The sequence below is a fragment of the Paenibacillus sp. FSL F4-0122 genome (assembly GCF_038002845.1).
Taxonomy (GTDB): Bacteria; Bacillota; Bacilli; order Paenibacillales; family Paenibacillaceae; genus Paenibacillus_AQ; species Paenibacillus_AQ odorifer.
Genome location: NZ_JBBODI010000001.1, coordinates 6817537 through 6836337, shown reverse-complemented (window position 1 = coordinate 6836337; position 18801 = coordinate 6817537). Strand labels below are relative to the sequence as shown.

Sequence of the window (18801 nt, the reverse complement as noted above, 5' to 3'; positions counted from 1 at the left end):
AATTGACTTTGCGCAATCAGAAGAATACAATAGTTTTATGACTATCGAACAATATTCCTTAAAAGATGATGAAAAGCGAGTGAAGATTTTTAAAGCATTAGCAGAAGTGAAACGAATTGAAATGATTCGTTATCTTCATCTCCATAAGGAGAACAATACATGTGGGTCCATTGGTGAATCTATGGGAATGGATAAATCCAATGTGTCGTACCATCTGAAGATTTTGTATGAAGCTGATTTAGTAAGTGTCACACGTATGGGGCAGAATAAGATTAGCCAGCTTCGAGAGGATACGTTTAGCGAATTATTACCGGGTTTCTTGGACAGTTTATAATATGTCCGGAAACCTATAATTTTTCCTTGATAGTTTGATAGTTTTATAACTATTTGATAATCATGTACAGGGTTTGGTTAATAGTTATAGGTAGCAGCAAAAATAAATATTAATGGAGTAGTGATCTATGAATCAGTTGAAAAATAAACAGGTCCTTTTAATTTCACGTCCTGTAGGCATGCCAACCCAGCAAAATTTCGAGTTCAAAGATATTCCTGTAGTTGAAGCAAAAGAAGGACAAGTTGTTGTACGTACGTTGTATTTGTCAGTGGATCCTTATATGCGCGGAAGAATGAATGATTCTAAATCGTATATTCCTCCGTATCAGCTTAATGAAGTCATCGCTGGAGGACTTGTGGGAGAGATCGTAGAATCCAAATCGCAGCTATTCAAAGCTGGAGATAAAGTCATCGGTATGCTGGGCTGGCAGTTATATAATACTGTAGATGCTAAAGCAGTAACCAAAATCGATGATTCGATTGCACCTGTATCGGCTTACTTAAGTGTTCTAGGTTTAACAGGGCTCACTGCATATTTCGGTTTACTTGATATCGGGCAGCCGAAAGAAGGAGAGACTGTCGTAGTGTCTGGAGCAGCGGGTTCAGTGGGGATGTTTGTTGGACAGATTGCCAAAATCAAAGGCGCTCGTGTCGTTGGGATCGCAGGTAGCGATGATAAATGCGACTATTTGAAAAAAGAACTTGGCTTTGATGCAACCATTAATTATAAAACAACGGAAAATTTAGACCAGGCTTTGGAAGAAGCATGTCCAAATGGTGTGGATGTTTATTTTGACAACGTGGGTGGATCGATTTCAGATGCTGTGATGAGCTTGCTTAATGATTATGCACGTATTCCCCTATGTGGCGCTATTTCTTCCTATAATAGTACAGATGGAGATATGGGTCCACGTATTCAGAGCAGATTGATCAAAACCCGCTCCCTTATCAAAGGATTCGTTCTTAGTGATTACGCAGCCCGCCAGTCAGAAGGACTTCAAGAGCTTGGAAAATGGCTAACAGAAGGTAAATTAAAATATGAAGAAACAGTTGTTGAAGGATTCGACAATGTGGTTGAAGCATTCCTGCAATTGTTCCAAGGTGCGAACCTCGGGAAGATGCTTGTTAAGGTGAGCGACTCCGAATTCTAAAACAACACAAACAGCTCTGGTAGAGATTTTTATATATCAGGGCTGTTTGTATTATTACCAATCAAATCCGTTCAGACCATACCCTGTTTGGACTTCATGCATTTAAGATTGTATGTGCGGCCATAGGCTTTTGCATATTTGACGATTCGCTCAATCATGCTGGTGTCATTCAGTTTGGTAAACGGGCACGGATCGGGGGCAGTATTTACTTCCAAGATCCATGGTTTAAGGCGTCGATCCAAAGCAATATCCACACCGATTTCCTGCAGGCCGGGATAGGCTGTGCTCAGCTGTCTGGCGGAGTTCACTCCGATTTGTTGCATGGACCGGATCAACGCGCTACTATTCTCTACGTTTGTGTAGGATTCTAATAATGCCTCTACCGGATAAATCGTTCCCCCTTGGCTCCCATTCGTAACCACTTTGCGAGGATGAGCTACGCGACCCGCAATGCCTGTAGCTTCCCACCCACCCTTAAGATTTCTTTGCACCATAACCCGGATATCAAATGGCCTTCCCTCATAAACCAAAAGCCAAATCCCTTTTTGCGCCAAATAGGACTTTCCTTGGGTCTCGCTAGAGATTGCCCGATAAGCCATCTCGTAATCAGAAAATGTATGTTTATGCGTACCGGACTGATAGCTGTAGGCTGGTCGTTTTTTGGAGGAATGATCTTGCGATCTTTCAATCCGGATTACACCCTGTCCCAAAGATCCACAGCAGGGCTTAATGTACACCATTTTATGTTTTTGCAACATCTCATAGAGTACGTTTTTATTCATTTTTTTCGTTATCGGGATATACTTCCTTAGCTCTTGTTTTCTAAGCAGTACCCTTGTTTTCGTCAGCTTATTGGATATCCGCTGTATTGGCTCCTTCATTTTGTTCCTCCGTTCTATATATCTATAGGCTATATTACGGGAATACGCAGTTTTTGCTTGGGCAAACACAGAATAATAGAACACATGCAAAGAATTCTACATATGAATATTGGAGGCATTTATTAAACTTGGGCTGCAGCATGCGGTCAACGGGAGGCGGCTATGATGCTGCTCGGGAAATTGCAGAATAAGGTGCAAGAAGTAATGGACGAATACCCTTGGTACAAGGGGCTGATCGATGGGGAGAAAACGAATTATAACCTGCAGAACTTACCTCTTATGTCTTCGAAAATACTTGAAACCTTCTATTATAACCAACCCATCGATCCTTCTTGGACTGTTTATAGGACGTCTGGTACAAGCTCAGGCCGTAGAAAAGCAATCCTCTACTCTGAGGAAGATGACAAACACTATGTGGATATTAAAACGAAGCTATTCGGCGAGCTTATTGCGGGAAGCGGATGTAACAGAGCGTTGGCGGATATGGGCACTGGACATGCAGCAAATACTGCGCTGACCATTTTTGAAAGGTTAGGATTGGAGAAAAGTTCAATGCCCTTTGAACTGCCAATCGAACAGCATATTGAACAGCTTAAAGCTTTTAAACCTGACTTGCTCTATACGATGCCGTCCATCCTTGACCATATCGTATATGCTGCCGGAAACCCGCGTGAATTCGGAATTCGCAAGATTATTTTGGTAGGGGAAATTGCTCCGCCTGAGTGGCAGCGGAATATGGCTGGCTTGTTTGGTATTGATCCTAGAGATATCATCGATACTTACGGCTCCATTGAAATCGGTACGATCGCTTATTACTCCCATGATCATGGCAGGTACATTTTTGCCGACGGAATTTTTGCGGAAGGAATCGGGGTTCAGGAGTTAGACGAAGAAGTAAGGCCGCTTCGGAACAATGAAAGTATTCTGGTGCTTACCTCAACTGTCCGCAAGATGCTGCCAGCTCTTCGTTTTGTTACTTATGACGTTGTAAGGGATTTTAGGCCTGTGATGATAGACGGGGTTGAACAACAAAGCTTTGAGTCCATTGTAAAAAGAGTGGGTCAAGAACTGAAGCACGGTGAGAAGATCAGCCTGTACGATATCGAGCAGGTCGTATACCGTCATATTGAAGATGCGATCATTCGGGTCAAGGTAAAAAACAATGCGCTCTCTATTTATATCAAGAGTAAATCTGTGAAGCCCTCTATTATTCCGGTAATCAAAGAGGAAATCAGGGAGTGTATTCCGGAAATCGGGATGATGATTCGCAACCATCTGCTTGATGATATTGAGATCATTATAGTAGCTAAAGGGGAGTCGCTGGCCAGCGGGCAGGTCAAGAACAAGAAGTTATATTATCAGAAGGACAAAGCTAAGGTGGACATAAATATCCAAGGCGGTATCTTGTCGACTATCGGAAAAACGCCATTAATCAAGCTGAATAATTTGTTCCAGAACAATGAGTTCGAAGTCTACGCAAAAATGGAACTGCTAAATCCGGGAGGAAGTGCGAAAGACCGTCCAGCTCTGCGGATGATCCATGAGGCATGGAAGGAAGGGAAAATCGGGCCGGGAACTACTATTATTGAGTCAAGTTCGGGAAATATGGCGATTAGCTTGGCGATGATTTGCCAATATTTAGGGCTGCGGTTTATTAGCGTGGTTGATCCAAGAACTACCACAACAAATCTGCAGATTCTGAAAACATTAACTGCAAAAATTGACTTTGTTAGCGATCCCGACCCCGAGACCGGTGAATATCTGCCTGCTAGACTGAATCGAGTGCAGCGACTCTTGGAGGAAATACCGGGCAGCTACTGGCCGAATCAATATGCAAACGCAAATAACTATTTGTCCCACTACCATACGACCATGAAAGAAATCGTGACTGAGCTTGGGGAAGTAGATTATTTGTTTTGCAGCGTAAGTACATGCGGCACGATTCGAGGTCTCGCGGAATATGTAAGGGATCATGGTCTGAAGACTAAGATTGTTGCCGTCGATGCGGAGGGAAGTACTATTTTTGGTGGCAACAAAGAGAAACGGCGGTTCCCGGGACTCGGTGCTGGCATCGTACCCCCTTTCTGCAGAACGGATTTAATCGACCGTATCGTGCATGTCTCAGACTTGGATATCGTAAAAGGATGCCGAGCACTCGCTCAGAATGAATCGATTCTGGCCGGTGCATCCTCAGGGGCTAACCTTGCCGCTGTTAGGCGTATGGAGCAAGAATTGGCTCCAGGATCTGTCTGTGCGGTGATCCTGCATGACAAAGGGGAGCGTTACCTCGATACGGTATACTCTGACCCATGGATTCAGAATGAATTTGGGCAGGAGTTCTCGGCTGACGGTGGAGATGTCCTTGCTTAACGAGCGGCAAAAGGAGGTTGTGGAATGCTGTATTTAAACGATCGGGACATCCGGGAGGTGGGGCTTGATTGGCCTTCTCTCGTGGAATCGATAGAAACTACGGTGCGCATACTTGATTCTGGAGATTACGCGCAGCCCGTAAAACCTTATCTAAGGTATAAAAATCCTCAAAATCGTATTATTGCAATGCCCGCATACGTAGGGGGGAACGTGAACGCAGCAGGGATCAAATGGATTTCCAGCTTCCCGGATAATATCCAGGTTGGTCTTCCCCGCGCGCATAGCATCATTGTCTTGAATGATCCCATTACGGGCGAGCCTATATCCGTCCTAAGCTCTCCGCTCCCCAGCATCGTAAGGACAGCTTCCATCAGTGGACTGATGATTGGCTACTTTTTGCAGGCACGTTCACTTGAACGGATTTATCTTGGCATTATCGGCTGGGGACCAATCGGGCAATATCATTTTCAAATGGTTATGGCATTGTACGGAGATCGAGTTGAACGTGTCCGCATCTTTGATATAAGGGAAGTAGATTTGTCAGACATCTCATCTATATATAAGGATAGGATAGAAGTGGAGGAGACGTGGGCGGACGTTTATCGAAAGTCCAATATCTTTATCACCTGTACCGTATCCAATCATAGATATATCGATATGCTTCCGGCGGAAGGTAGTCTTCTACTGAATATTTCACTGCGTGATTATAAACCTGAGGCATTAGCTTCGGTGAAGTCCATAATCGTCGACGACTGGGATGAGGTGTGCCGCGAAAACACTGACATACAGCAGCTCCATCTGAAACATGGGTTAACTCGTGCCGATACCCGAATGATTACCGATGTCGTCTCGCGCCATTGCCTGAATGAACTCAGAGCCGATGAGCCGATTTTCTTTTGTCCGATGGGGATGGCGGTTTTTGATATCGCAACAGCGGTATACTTCGTGAAGAAGGCTAGAGAAAAAGGGATCGGGACTGAGCTACAGTAAGGTTGTAGGCATACGTTCGCTATGGGATTTTTTATAGATTTTTCTGATGTAACTAGACTATGATCCGTCACTTTTAAGGGTGGATTGCTGTCTAGTTTTTTTATTGTCTTGTTAACGTTCCATTCATAATACTCTGATAATCTCTATAAGTGTTAGGCGGATGATCATCCACCCCAATAAATGATGACTCGGAGGATAATAATGTTGACACCTATGAAAAAAAGGCTGATCGCTGGTCTGACCCTATTGGCTGTGATTAGTGCCGGCTTTGGCGCAAGCTTGGTATTTCCCGGGAAACAGGCCTCGGCTGAGAACCAAACGGGTCAAACCGCGCTGCCGGTAGCGCAAATTGAAGCATTTGCCAATCTCGATGATACCGCGGGACTGACTAGCTTCGTTGATGGAATTATGGAAAAAGATATGAACCGGCTGCAAATTCCGGGAGCGGTTATCTCCATTGTAAAAGACGGCAAGATTATTTTGACCAAAGGTTATGGCAGTTCCAATCTGGAAGAAGCGGCACCGGTTAATCCGACAACCAGCATGTTTCGAATCGCTTCAACAACAAAGCTGTTCACCTGGACAGCGGTGATGCAAATGGTCGAACAAGGTAAGATAGATCTGGACACTGATATTAACACCTACCTGAAATCAGTGGAGATCCCTGCTACATATCCTGAGCCGATCACGATGCGCCATTTGATGACACATACAGCGGGGTTTGAAGAGGGTGGAGTGGGTTATCAAATCACTACCGACCCTGCCAAATTGCCGGGATCAATCTCGGAAACACTCAATAAGCATATGCTGGCACGGGTAAGACCCCCCGGAGAGATGAGTTCTTATTCGAACTTCGGGGCTACTCTCGCGGGTCTGATTGTGGAGGAAGTCAGCGGTGTTCCTTACAATGACTATATACAAAAGTATATTTTCGATCCGCTCGACATGAAATATTCGACGGTGGTAGAGCCTTTGCCGGAGTCATTCATACCCAATCAAGTTGTAGGGTACACGAGTGAGAACGGTAGCTTTATTCCTGGCACACCTACCTTCGAGGGCGGCTTTCGTCCTGCCGGCTCGGGTACAGTATCAGCAGTAGACATGGCGCACTTTATGATTGCCCATCTGCAGAACGGGAAATATGGTGACCAGCAGATTCTTAGAACGGAGACTGCAGAACTAATGCATTCAACGGCGTACCAATTCGATAAACGTATGCCGGGAGTAGATCTGGGGTTCTCTGAGAAACGCATCAATGGTCTTAGACTAATCACTCATGGTGGTTCCGACCCCATGTTTAATACAGAGTTTTATCTTGTGCCTGCCAAGCATGTAGGTATCTTTGTTTCCTATAACGGCGGTCAGGGCGGTGATTCCGCGGCAGGCCTAGTCCATGCCTTTTTTGAGCGCTATTATCCCGATCCTGAAGCGAAGCAGCCTGAATTCTCCACTTCTGCAGAATCTGTTCAGAAATATGCGGGAACCTATCAATTCACACGCCGTAACCACAGTGATATTGATAAATTTTTCAATTTTTTTGCCCAGCTAAATGTTAAGGTAAAGGATAATAAGCTATCTTTGGGAAGTGGTAGTGAACAACAGTTGTATAGAGAAATCGCTCCGAATCTGTTCCAGCTCGAGGGAGGCACCGAACAAATCGGCTTCCGCACAAATGATACCGGTAAGGTTACACATATGCTCTTAGGTATGGCACCGGAAATGCCACTGGAGCGTACGCCACTCTTGAATCAGAATAAGTTTTGGCTTATCGTACTTGGCGGCTCGGGGTTGATTTTCATCACTGCATTGCTTGGACTAATCTTCTCCAGACGCAAGATCAAGGCGATGACGCCTCCGGAAAAGTGGGCCATCCGCTTATCTGCGGGAACTGCTGGGTGGGCGCTGCTATCTTTCGTTACGATATTTATGGTGGTTATGTCCATGGATACGATGCAGAAGTTCAGCGGTATCAGTCTTTCGCTTTCTCTCAGTTTAGTTATGCCAATCCTTTTGGTTGGACTGACTTTAGCTTTGCTAATCTCGGCTATACTGGTTTGGAAGAATAAATACTGGACAGCTTTCAAGCGTGTGCATTATACACTAGTGGCACTTTCGGCTGTAGTGATGACTCTGTTTTTCTACTATTGGAACCTGTTGGGTTGGCAGTTCGGATAACTTCGTTTCTTGTCAAGAATATATCATATATAATGTAAGCTTAAGAGAGGAGGACAATCGTGGCTACTATACTTATTGCTGATGATGATGATAACATCCGAAAGCTAATGTCTTTGTTTTTGCGAAAAGAAGGTTTTGACCTCAAAGAAGCCAGGGATGGCACCAAAGCGCTGTCCATTATAGAGAACTCGCGAGTCGATCTCGTCATCCTAGATATTATGATGCCAGGATTGGATGGTTGGGATCTGTGCAGAGAAATCAGGCGCTCTGATGCCAACATTCCCCTCCTCATGGTGACGGCTAAAGGAGAATCTGCACATAAAGTGAAAGGTTTTCAACTCGGCACGGATGACTATTTGACCAAACCGTTTGATCCGCTTGAACTGGTGATGCGAGTAAAAGCTTTGCTTAAACGCTCGCTGGTTGTTTCTTCCCAGTCTGTGCAGTTGGGCAATGTGGTGCTTAACCGCCGCACTTTCCAGGTTACGCGTGATGAAGAACCGGTAACGATTCCTTTGAAGGAATTTGAGCTACTGTTTCTGCTGGCTAGTCACCCTAGGCAAATCTTCACAAGAGAACAGTTGATTTCTCAAATCTGGGGATTGAACTATGAAGGAGACGGCCGGACTGTAGATGTGCATATAAGCCGGTTGAGGGAGAAATTCTGCGGTAACGACGAGCAATTTCAAATCGAAACGGCCCGCGGCCTAGGATACCGGCTGATCCCTGCGCTATGATCAAGACATTGTATGTACGCGTCGTTCTCACGTTTTTAGGCATCATTATCTTTAGTCTGATCTGTTCCTTTTTCATTGGTTTGTATGTCTTTCAGAAACAAATAAGTTACGAGGGACAGAATGAAATGATCACAGTGGGGAAGGAGATCATTCACCGTTATGATGACGCCAAGCCTGAGGATACAGACGAGTTCTTGAATAGTATGGTTAAGGTATCTGCATACCCTATCCACTTGTATAATCATTCCGGGGAATATACCTTTTATGGGCTCAAGGATAGTCCGGCCGTCACTATCACCCCCGAGGCTGTGAAACAAGTGCTGCAAGGAAAACTCTATCGTTCCTCCGCAAATGATAAGGATACCTTTATCGGGATGCCCTTTATGTTTAACGGGGAGTGGCAAGCAATGTTCTTGCAGTATTCTGCCGAGAACGAAAATATCGTCAATCGGATGCTGCTCTTTGTGCTTTTACTCGTGCTTTTACTGGGTAGTCTATGCATTCTTATTGCCGCCAGATATTTGGTGGAGCCGATCAAAGCTTTGACGAATGCGACAAGAAGGCTGGCCAAGGGTGATTTCGAGGTAGAGCTTAAAGTAAACCGAGTAGACGAAATAGGGGAACTGACACAAAGCTATGTGGAGATGGCCGGGGAGCTGAAGCAGCTGGAACAGATGAGGCAGGATTTCGTATCCAACGTTTCTCATGAAATTCAGACACCGCTTACGTCTATTTCCGGCTTTGCCAAGGCATTGCAGAACAATGATCTAATCGTGGAAGAGGAACGTTCTGAATATCTTGATATCATCATTGCAGAGAGTGAACGTCTGTCGAGGTTAAGTGATAATTTGCTGAAGCTCGCTTCCCTGGATTCTGAACATCATCCCTTTAATGCAGGTTCCTTCAATCTTGACGAGCAGATTAGAACCATCGTTGTGACCTGTGAGCCACAATGGTCAGCCAAAGGCATCGTTATCGATCTTGAGCTGCCGGAAGCTGTCAAAATTAAGGGTGATGAAGATCAGCTGAAGCAAGTATGGATGAATTTGCTGAGCAACAGCATCAAGTTCACACCTGAAGGCGGGAACATCCGCATTAGTATAGATGACAGTGCAGCAGATGTATCGGTCACCATCAGTGATAACGGGATCGGGATTTCCCCGGAAGAGTTCAACGCCGTATTCCAAAGATTTTATAAAATAGACAAGTCACGGAATGGAAACAACAATGGCAATGGCTTGGGACTTGCAATCGTTAAAAAAATTGTCTCCCTGCATCAGGGAAACATAGAAGTGGACGGTGCGGTTGGAGCGGGAACGACGATTATCGTCAGGTTGCCCCATAAGTGAAATTAAGGGTTTGTCTGATTCTTGGATTGCCGTACGCCAAACATAATGAAATCCTTGAATTGCCGGTCCATAACCCGATCTTCCTCCGTAACCACACCCCCCCGCTGATGAGTAATAATGACGGCTTTTTGTAAATACATGAAATACAGGTGGGTGGACTTGTGCAGAATGTCCAGCCACTTATTTTTTTCCTCCGGAGCTACTGATATGGACTCAAGGAGAATTAACCGTGAATACCAGCCTTCCATAGCCTGCTTAAAGTCAGGAAGTTCCGCGGGATTTTTGGAAAGTGTGCTGTAGTAAACTCCAAAAATGGCATCATAGTAGATCAGGGCTTCCTGCTGATCTCTTAATGCCAGATATTTATCGAGAATGTTCTCCAATGACTGTATAGGGTGTTCAAAATCAAAATCAAACAGCAGCTGTCCAAACATCCGCTCCAGATTAAGGACATAGATTTGAGCGGCTAACTCTTCCTTGTCTTTATAATGATGATACAAAGTACGCCGGGAGATGCCGGCTTGTTCCGCAATCTGTGCCATATCCGTGCGCTCAATACCTTGAGCACAGAATAAGCTAAGCGCTGTATCCTTAATGATCTCCCTTGTCATTTGCATTTGCTTTTCCCGCAAATTCATTGATTTTCTCTCCTGTCTTGTTGCAACTCTTCCGCTGCTTCTAGCACTATTTCTGAGCTGGCTTCGAATTCATGAGGAATTTGCTGCCCACTGAATAGGGGTTCTGCCGGTTGATCGCATCACCTAACCAATTCAGAAGCTTCACACCATCCTGTTCAGCCTGAAAGAAGGTCTCTCTGGTGGCAAAAGTGTGCGGAGTTGTACCCGTCTTAGCGTTCAGTCCATAGTCGGTGAGATAGTAATAATAATTAGGTAAAGTGGCTGCCAAAGAAGAAACAGATTGCCGCATTTCCTGTGACCACTCATAAATGATGCTTTGATCTCTTGGCCCCTTGTAATCGTTGATATTGTTCTGAAAGTGGATTAGAATCTCGTCAAATACCGAGTAGGATTGCAATATTATCGCATTCGCAGGAAGTAGATGGCCGTTCGCTTTAAAAGCTGCCCCGATGATATCCGCTTCAGGGGCATATCCGAAGTTCTTCACGAAGTCTGCCTGCCATTCCTGCTTCACAACATTTGGCCACTTGTCTGATTTCAAGAAGGAACTGTCTGAATATTGGAAAATCTCGGAGTTCTTGTAATGAGAGGCGATCTCGGGAGCCCAAAAAGCGGACCCGAAGCCACCAGCACTTTCGCCAGCAATCAGTAGTTTGCCGGGTTTATCCACGTTGGCATATATCCAATCGAGGCTGCTTCGCACATTATTGCTGCCGTTATAACGCATAGTAAAGGGGCTGCCGTCATCTTTTTTATATTCAACTGTGCGGTTGCCGATATGGAAGTCACCGGTTGAATAGGGAAGGTAGACCACATTCCAGCCATGAAAAGGATTGGCAGGGTTATCCGTATCCATCATGCCTCTCAGCAATGTCAACATATAGAAGGGGATGTTCTGGAAATAGTTGCCTGTATCTCCACCTTTAATAAAGTTCATAAGCTTGATGGGGTGTGCGGCACTTTGGGCATCCCAGCTGGCTCCGCCACCGGAAAAAAAGATGATCCAGTTATTATTTTCACCCTTTTTATTCCACAAAAAATACTCTGATCCATCACTTGATATGACATTTCCGTCTAGCGTGACTTTATTCCACTTGTAAGGCTTCACTTCCGCAATTACAGGGGTGGTAGTCGCCGGTCTTTTGATTACAAAAGCGCTGATTGCAAACATGGCAATCAAAACAAGGCTGAATAATCCAATACCTGTGAATATTGTGATTTTCCTCATTTTTCTCATATCCATCTCTCCCTTACTCGGAGTATACGTCAAGATCACTCATTACACAAGGTGTATACTTAAAAGCATAAGAAACAATCGTGAGAAAATATATAAAGAGGTGTCCTCGCAGCCTTTGATCCATGGCTACAGGGACACCTCGATTGTGTATGTTACTTTATTAATTTTGCTGCTTCGATTTCAAATGTTTTTAGTTCGTAAGGTTCAAGTATAAAAGTAATGACAGGTTCAGTGTGGACTTCCCCTTCAGGACGCTCCATTAGATTACACTCTTGCCACGAAATAATATTCAAGTCGCTAGTCATATCAATTTGCTGACGGCTTCCGGAATAGTCGTGCACACGTACGATTAATTTTTGACCATCCTCAGACTTCTTGATCGCAGAAACCATAACCGTTTGAGTAGAAAGGCGAATAAGCGACTTGGTTGCTACTTCTGCTTGCCCCATGGTGCTCCGTAGAGGGTTGTTGACGGACCAAGCTTGACGGACGGTGTCACCCTGTAGCCAATCCCCAGTATGAGGCAGGATAGAGTAGGTGAAAGTATGTTCACCTTGATCCGCTTCAGGGTCAGGGTGCGTTGCCGATTTGATTAAGGATAGACGCATCACATTATCCTTGATGTCATAACCGTATTTGCAGTCGTTCAGCAAGCTAACGCCATAACCACGATCTGATAAATCTGCCCACTGATGCCCCACAGTCTCGAATCTAGCGTAATCCCAGCTAGTGTTCCAATGTGTTGGACGCGTAACATTACCGAACTGGATATCATAAGTGGCTTCGGTAGCTCGTATTGCAACAGGGAAAGCTACTTTCATTAGCTGTTGTCGCTCATGCCAGTCTACCTTTGTCACGAAATCGATACGACGATGGTGTGCATGTAAGATCATTTGCTGCTTAATCGTGGAATCCATATAACTCCATGTGAATTGTACAACACATCGCAGTGAACCCTTTTCTATGACTTCAATGCTGCGGCAGTCGATTACTTCGCGCATTTTTTGTTGATAGTAGATGTCAATATCCCACGCTTCATGGGCCAGGGGTTTATCTTCAAAGACTTGGAACACGTTACCGTGACTTCCGTTTGCTAATACTTGTCTTTGTTCATTTATATCATAGACGGATACTAATTGACCTTGTTCGTTCCATTCAATTTCGAAGTGAGGCGTTGAGATTCCTGATTCATTTAGCTTGAATGGAGCGCTTAGTGACTTAGAATTCACATCTTCTACGAAGGAGATCGTTGTGTATCCGAGAGAAGGAATGTTAGATACTTCAACGATCCAGCGGTCACCTTCACGCTGAGCTTGTAGTTGTTTTCCTTCTGAGCTTATCCAATGTCCTGTTTCCATCCCGGCTTCAACAGTAATTTCTACGAGTTCTGTCAGCTCCCAAGCAGCATTGTTCCAGATCGTATATTTACCGGCTTCATTTCCGCTCACAAGTGCCTTACTGGATTGCTCCCAGACAGACTGACCTATTGCTTCTGCTTGTGCATATTCAATTGTACTGTCTTCATACACTTCACGAATCGAAGAGCCCGGAATAATATCATGGAATTGGTTGCGCAAAATAATTCTCCAGCCCTCGTCTAAATCGGTCTGACGATAGTTCGACCAGTCACCTGTCATCACACTTTGCAGTGTATTTAGCCATTCCGCCTCACGGTATAGCAATTCAAGCTTGCGGTTCATCCGCTTATTGTAGGCTTGGCTTGTGTAGGTGCCACGGTGATATTCTAAGTAAAGCTCGCCATCCCATACATGGACATAACGATCTGTATTTGCAACAGTTTCTTGCAGGGTACGGAAGTAGTCTCCCGCTGTTCCTGTTTCAATCTTCGGCAGACCGGGAAGATCGTTTAGCCGACGGCGCATCTCTAGCATTTCACGGTTCACACCCCCGCCACCATCGCCATATCCGTAAGAAAGTAACAGATTGCGATTCACTTCTTTATCCCGGTAAGTATCCCAAATTCCTTTCACAGTCTTAGGAATAATCCGGCCATTATAAGTGTAGAACCAAGAATCTTCTTCGGACCAAGGCTCAGGCGTTGTAATAAAGTGTGTTAACACCTCTGTGCCATCAATCCCACGCCATTGAAAGGTATCATGTGGCATCCGGTTATATTGATTCCAGCTAATTTTTGTGGTCATGAAGGTATTAATTCCTGATTTTTTTAGAATTTGTGGCAAGGACCAGCTGTAGCCAAATACGTCCGGCAGCCATAAATAGTCACATTCAACCCCAAATTCATTACGTAAGAAGCGAGTTCCATAGAGTAATTGACGGACTAGAGACTCCCCTGAGGTCAAGTTGCAATCTGCCTCAAGCCACATGCCGCCGCCAGCTTCCCAGCGTCCTTCAGCTACACGTTCACGAATATTTTCATAGATTTCTGGATAGTCATTTTTGATATATTCATAGAGTTGCGGCTGAGTCTGTAAAAAGGTATAGTCCGGGAACATTTCCATCAGACGTAGTACGGTTGAGAAGGAACGCGCACATTTCTCACGGGTGTGTTTCAATTGCCACAACCAAGCCACATCAATATGGGTATGGCCAATACAGGTAACTGTGACGGGTGAGGATTTCTCCATTTTGTTAATTTCATCACGCAAATAATTGCGGGCTTCCCCGATCGAAGCGTAGAAGTTGTCTGAACCTGGACGAGACCAGTCGATCAGAAGAAAGGAGCGGTCTACTGTACTCATAAGTTGTGTATATTCTGGAGTTTTGGCATCGAGTACGTTCAGCGTCTCAACTACAGCAAGCGCGGTAAAATAGAAATCATCCGTTGGTTCATCCAGCCAACAAATTTCAGCCATGCGAATCCCATGTGTCTGATCCTTTTTTGGGCCGCCACCTTCGAGTCCCGACCATAACCGGAAGGTCAGTGGAAGCTGAGTGCCTGCCGTTTCATTTGGCAAGAACACTTCGGTATGATTGGAATCCACACCTTGATAGGGTTTGCCGTTGAAAAAGAATAAGGATTCAAATCCGGAGTTATTTCCAGCACCCGTCTCGCCAAAATCAAATCGACCCAGTACTCTACGGCCTGCCCAAGTAGCGGGTACTTCTATATTTGTCGTTAGCCATAAATACAAATCGCGGCCTTTCCAAGTATCTCCAACTCGTAGCTTAGACCATTCTCCATCCACGGGCGGTTCGGCTGCAATTTCACCTTGTTCGTCAATCATAGAGTTGAAAAAAGGAATGTGTATACGATCCCGGTAACGATATTCGGAAATTTCGTTTAGTTGGGAGTTGAGTTTGCGTTTGGTTAGAAACATGAGTAATAGCCCCTCCAATATGTTGATGGGGGACGAGGAAATTAAGATCTATTTGGGTTATTATAGGTTTGTTTGGGGGGTAGAAATCAACTATAGACGATTTTGTGTGAGTTGTAAACTCTCGGTGGAGAGAAAAGTTGGAGCGCTAGAATATATAATTAAAAAAATGCATGCGCTTCCATTGCAGAAAAAGAAGTGTGATGTTAAGCTTCTAATCCTAAAGGTGATATTCAGAAAGAAGGTGGCTTTGTTGAATGTAAAGAAATTTTATCAAAACCATTTGCAGAAAAAACTGTTCAATAAAATTTTAGCTATATACTCTTCGATCATCATAATTACGTTAATTGCCTCTTCCATTACCGTATATAAATACTATGAGCAGACGATCACTCGCCAACATGTAGATGCTAATCGGGAGGTGCTGGATTATGTAAGTTTGTATATGAATCAGCAGTACGAAAGCATCCAAGTGGCTATCCAGCAAATTTATAGCGATGCCTCTGTCAGTGAGGATTTGTCCTACTTTTTGCAAAATGATTATGGGGATTATCTTAAATACCGTTTAGATCAATATGCAGACATAGGGAGCTCCGTTCCTCATACGTTCGATACTTATTTCAAAACCTATTTGAATCAGAAAAACGGGATTTATGACGTTATTTTATACAGCACAGAGAAAGAATTTTATTATTTATATAAAAATAATACCCGACAATTCTATTTGAGCGACATGGACGGTTCTAAGCAAAAGTTATCCTTACCGAAGAATGGCTGGGTCTCGCATGAAACCAAATTAGTGCTTAAGGAAATAAGAGAAGACAATAACAATTTGTATACCATGACTAGGGAAATTAAAGATCCGATTACACTGAAAACGATCGGTATGCTCATAGTAGATTTTGACGCAGAACTTATTTCAAAATGGCTTGGCACAAAAGTTGCAGAAAATAATGGTCAATTGTTGGTCTTAACCCCAAGCGGTGACGTTATATATGATTCATTGGGAAGGTATATGGGACAGCGATATCCACATCTCGATGCGCTTCATGCGGATGGCTGGACAACACTGGATGGCATCTCCAAGGTTAACTTAAATACAACGAATAGCTCAGGTCTTATTATGGCAGGGATCATTCAGAAGTCACAGGTCAACAACGAAATGAAAACGGTTCGAACTTGGATTATCGGGATTACCACAGCGCTTATTATTACTGCAATGTCTTTTACATACGGAATTATTTTACGTTTTTCTAAAAAAGTGAAGGTCATTATCAAATCTATGAAGCGCTTACAGGAAGGTGATTTAAGCACACGTATTCACCTAAATCGAGAAGATGAATTGCAGCTAATTGCCAACAACTTTAACTATATGTGTGAAAGGTTAGAACTCTATATTAATAAAGTGTACATTTCGGAGCTTACGCAGAAAAATGCAGAGCTAGTTGCACTTCAATCGCAGATTAATCCACACTTTTTATATAACACACTTGAGGCGATTAGGATGCGGGCAATTACGCAAGGAGCGAAGGATGTAGGTCAGATGATTTACATTTTATCGACATTATTTCGAACGATGATTAAGAAAAGCATGGTCGTTACAATATCTGATGAGATTGAATACTGCAATTTGTATCTGGAGCTGTTTCAGATTAGACATAAAGATAGGCTCCAAATCATATCACAAATAAGTCCAGTTGCCATGAATTGTTCTATCGTTAAATTGCTCATCCAACCGGTCATTGAAAATTATATTGTTCACGGATTTAGACCTGACCGTTTTGGCAATCTCATCCGTATTGAAGTTACTGAATCTGGCGGGGAAATTCAAATTGCTATAAGTGATAACGGGAATGGAATTACTGCCAGCAAGCTGACAGAGCTACAGCAAATGCTTCAAGTCAGTATGAGAATGGATGAACCTCCTTCTTCGGTAGGCCTATGTAATGTGAATGAACGAATTAAACTTTATTATGGGACTGAATATGGATTAACGATCGCTAGTGAAGTAAATAAAGGAACAATAGTCATCATGAATATACCAGTAGTAAGGGAGAGTACTAATAATGCACAATATACTTATCGTGGATGATGAACCTCTTATTCTTGAAGGATTACGTTCAGTGATTGAATGGGAAAAATATGGATTGAGAATCGCGGGACAAGCGTCTAATGGGGAAGAAGCTTTAGAATTTCTACGCAATCATAATGAAGGGATCGACATATTAATTACTGACATTACGATGCCAAAACTTACGGGACTTGAACTGATTCAGCAAATAAAGGTTTTTGATTCAAAAATGAGGTTTATAATCTTGAGCGGGTATGAGCAATTTGAGTATTTAAAAGCTGGAATGAGTCTAGGCATTGAAAATTATATTCTCAAACCCATTAATATACATGAGTTGGAATCAACCATTGAACAAATTGTTGAAGTGCTGAATCAAGAGGATGTTGAACAATTTCATGCTAAAGAGGATTGGCAAGTTCTACGCAATAATATTCTAAACCGCTGGGTAACTGGCAATATAGGCCGGCAGGAGCTACAGCACCGTTCAAAAGTCTTAAATATCTCACTGGACTGTTCATTTTTTACGGTGGCTGCGATTCGGCTTATCACCGAACAGGATGACGATGAGGGCCAGGATAAACTCCATAGGAATCAGCTTATGGATGAATGTTATCGTATCGCTGTGAAATCATTAGAGCAACTTGGAACCGTTATTGTATTTATAGATATGGAAGGTGATCTTGTTCTTATTATTGCTGAGCGGGCTGAAGCTGAGAACAAAGAAGAGCTTTATAGTGTACTGGAGCAAGTGCAATGTGAGATTATGCATGAGTTAGAAAAGTCTGTCTGGATAACGATAGGAAGTAAGGAGCATGCTTTTCAGGAAGTCCCAAATAGTTATAAAAAGGCGAAGAGTTTATATGTTGATCATCTTATGCTACCGGGTTACCCGATTATAGATGTGGAACAACTATCAAAGATGGTTCTGCATGAGGAGAAGCTCGAAATTGATTATGAGGAATTCACCAAATTATTATTATCTGGAGACCGGGAGGCTACGAACCAATTTATCGCAGAAACGTTCGAAAAGCTGTTTGGCTGTGGCATGATTACCCGCATTGATAATTACAACGTAGCGATTGAGTTAATGTTGATTGCTAAGAAAATGGAGAAAAACTCTAATTTTAGTGCCGTGTTTAATCCATTGCTGCGCATACATACTATTGAGCAATTGGTGCACCATGTGCAGGAAAGTGTGAAAGAAACACTGGACCAATTATCATTAGTAAATGATGAGCTCAGTCCGAATATGAGATATATGGTTGATCAAGTAAGCAAACACTATAGAGAAGAGCTATCCCTGAAAACGCTCAGTCAGCGTATGGAAATGCATCCTAATTATTTGGGCCAGCTATTTCAGAAGGAAATGGGCCGTAGTTTCTCTGATTATGTTAATCAATTTCGAATTGAAAAGGCAAGACAATTGCTGCTTCAAACTACGTTACTAACCAACGAAATTGCAGCTGAAGTAGGATATCCGGATCCAGCATATTTCTATCGCCAGTTTAAAAAATCAGTAGGTGTATCGCCGACAGAGCTTCGGAATATGTACAAAAAAGCAAGATCCTAAAAT

The 18801-nt window shown here is 43.4% G+C and carries 13 protein-coding genes; 9 read left to right on the top strand and 4 right to left on the bottom strand.

Annotation, left to right across the window (positions count from 1 at the left end):
- Positions 1 to 37 precede the first annotated feature (37 nt).
- Positions 38 to 334, top strand: coding sequence for an ArsR/SmtB family transcription factor (locus MHH49_RS30130; protein WP_038569940.1), 297 nt, complete (start codon positions 38 to 40; stop codon positions 332 to 334).
- Positions 335 to 461: 127 nt separating this feature from the next.
- A complete protein-coding gene (locus MHH49_RS30125; RefSeq protein ID WP_341138747.1) occupies positions 462 to 1484 on the top strand; it encodes an NADP-dependent oxidoreductase in 1023 nt (340 codons plus the stop codon).
- A gap of 71 nt (positions 1485 to 1555) precedes the next feature.
- Here MHH49_RS30125 and MHH49_RS30120 read toward each other — a convergent pair whose 3' ends face one another.
- Positions 1556 to 2365 (bottom strand): YheC/YheD family protein, encoded by an 810-nt coding sequence (locus tag MHH49_RS30120; protein WP_076309888.1) that lies wholly within the window; start codon positions 2363 to 2365, stop codon positions 1556 to 1558.
- 162 nt (positions 2366 to 2527) lie between these two features.
- Here MHH49_RS30120 and sbnA point away from each other — a divergent pair, with 162 nt between their 5' ends.
- The 5 genes from sbnA to MHH49_RS30095 all read left to right on the top strand — a co-directional run bounded on the left by sbnA (position 2528) and on the right by MHH49_RS30095 (position 9986).
- Entirely contained in the window at positions 2528 to 4735 is a 2208-nt protein-coding gene (sbnA, locus tag MHH49_RS30115; protein ID WP_305954084.1) for a 2,3-diaminopropionate biosynthesis protein SbnA, read from the top strand.
- 24 nt (positions 4736 to 4759) lie between these two features.
- Positions 4760 to 5725: a 2,3-diaminopropionate biosynthesis protein SbnB gene (locus MHH49_RS30110; RefSeq protein WP_076186487.1), complete on the top strand. Its 966-nt coding sequence runs from the start codon at positions 4760 to 4762 to the stop codon at positions 5723 to 5725.
- 201 nt (positions 5726 to 5926) lie between these two features.
- A complete protein-coding gene (locus tag MHH49_RS30105) occupies positions 5927 to 7900 on the top strand; it encodes a serine hydrolase domain-containing protein (RefSeq protein ID WP_341138746.1) in 1974 nt (657 codons plus the stop codon).
- A 59-nt stretch (positions 7901 to 7959) separates the two neighbouring features.
- Entirely contained in the window at positions 7960 to 8637 is a 678-nt protein-coding gene (locus MHH49_RS30100; protein ID WP_076100805.1) for a response regulator transcription factor, read from the top strand.
- On the top strand, positions 8634 to 9986 hold the full coding sequence (locus MHH49_RS30095; RefSeq protein ID WP_312149677.1) for a HAMP domain-containing sensor histidine kinase: 1353 nt from the start codon (positions 8634 to 8636) through the stop codon (positions 9984 to 9986). Before MHH49_RS30100 ends, MHH49_RS30095 begins: the two co-directional genes overlap by 4 nt.
- 2 nt (positions 9987 to 9988) lie before the next feature.
- On the opposite strand, the gene MHH49_RS30090 is transcribed toward MHH49_RS30095, so the two are convergent.
- From MHH49_RS30090 to MHH49_RS30080, 3 genes are all read right to left on the bottom strand, one after another.
- Positions 9989 to 10624 (bottom strand): TetR/AcrR family transcriptional regulator, encoded by a 636-nt coding sequence (locus tag MHH49_RS30090; protein ID WP_312149675.1) that lies wholly within the window; start codon positions 10622 to 10624, stop codon positions 9989 to 9991.
- 46 nt (positions 10625 to 10670) lie between these two features.
- On the bottom strand, positions 10671 to 11861 hold the full coding sequence (locus MHH49_RS30085; protein WP_340975643.1) for a pectin acetylesterase-family hydrolase: 1191 nt from the start codon (positions 11859 to 11861) through the stop codon (positions 10671 to 10673).
- Positions 11862 to 12013: 152 nt separating this feature from the next.
- The gene (locus MHH49_RS30080) at positions 12014 to 15160 is read right to left on the bottom strand and encodes an alpha-mannosidase (RefSeq protein WP_341138745.1); all 3147 of its coding nucleotides are present in this window, start codon (positions 15158 to 15160) and stop codon (positions 12014 to 12016) included.
- A gap of 250 nt (positions 15161 to 15410) precedes the next feature.
- Here MHH49_RS30080 and MHH49_RS30075 point away from each other — a divergent pair, with 250 nt between their 5' ends.
- Both MHH49_RS30075 and MHH49_RS30070 read left to right on the top strand, forming a co-directional pair.
- Positions 15411 to 17249 (top strand): cache domain-containing sensor histidine kinase, encoded by a 1839-nt coding sequence (locus tag MHH49_RS30075; RefSeq protein WP_340939891.1) that lies wholly within the window; start codon positions 15411 to 15413, stop codon positions 17247 to 17249.
- Positions 17224 to 18798, top strand: coding sequence for a response regulator transcription factor (locus MHH49_RS30070; protein ID WP_341138744.1), 1575 nt, complete (start codon positions 17224 to 17226; stop codon positions 18796 to 18798). Before MHH49_RS30075 ends, MHH49_RS30070 begins: the two co-directional genes overlap by 26 nt.
- Positions 18799 to 18801 lie beyond the last annotated feature (3 nt).

Excerpts from the sequence above, each read along its gene's own strand:
- MHH49_RS30130 (WP_038569940.1), top strand. The coding sequence starts at position 38 with ATGACTATCGAACAATATTCCTTAAAAGATGATGAAAAGCGAGTGAAG.
- MHH49_RS30125 (WP_341138747.1), top strand. The coding sequence starts at position 462 with ATGAATCAGTTGAAAAATAAACAGGTCCTTTTAATTTCACGTCCTGTA.
- MHH49_RS30120 (WP_076309888.1), bottom strand. The coding sequence starts at position 2,365 with ATGAAGGAGCCAATACAGCGGATATCCAATAAGCTGACGAAAACAAGG.
- sbnA (WP_305954084.1), top strand. The coding sequence starts at position 2,528 with ATGATGCTGCTCGGGAAATTGCAGAATAAGGTGCAAGAAGTAATGGAC.
- MHH49_RS30110 (WP_076186487.1), top strand. The coding sequence starts at position 4,760 with ATGCTGTATTTAAACGATCGGGACATCCGGGAGGTGGGGCTTGATTGG.
- MHH49_RS30105 (WP_341138746.1), top strand. The coding sequence starts at position 5,927 with ATGTTGACACCTATGAAAAAAAGGCTGATCGCTGGTCTGACCCTATTG.
- MHH49_RS30095 (WP_312149677.1), top strand. The coding sequence starts at position 8,634 with ATGATCAAGACATTGTATGTACGCGTCGTTCTCACGTTTTTAGGCATC.
- MHH49_RS30090 (WP_312149675.1), bottom strand. The coding sequence starts at position 10,624 with ATGAATTTGCGGGAAAAGCAAATGCAAATGACAAGGGAGATCATTAAG.
- MHH49_RS30085 (WP_340975643.1), bottom strand. The coding sequence starts at position 11,861 with ATGAGAAAAATGAGGAAAATCACAATATTCACAGGTATTGGATTATTC.
- MHH49_RS30080 (WP_341138745.1), bottom strand. The coding sequence starts at position 15,160 with ATGTTTCTAACCAAACGCAAACTCAACTCCCAACTAAACGAAATTTCC.
- MHH49_RS30070 (WP_341138744.1), top strand. The coding sequence starts at position 17,224 with ATGCACAATATACTTATCGTGGATGATGAACCTCTTATTCTTGAAGGA.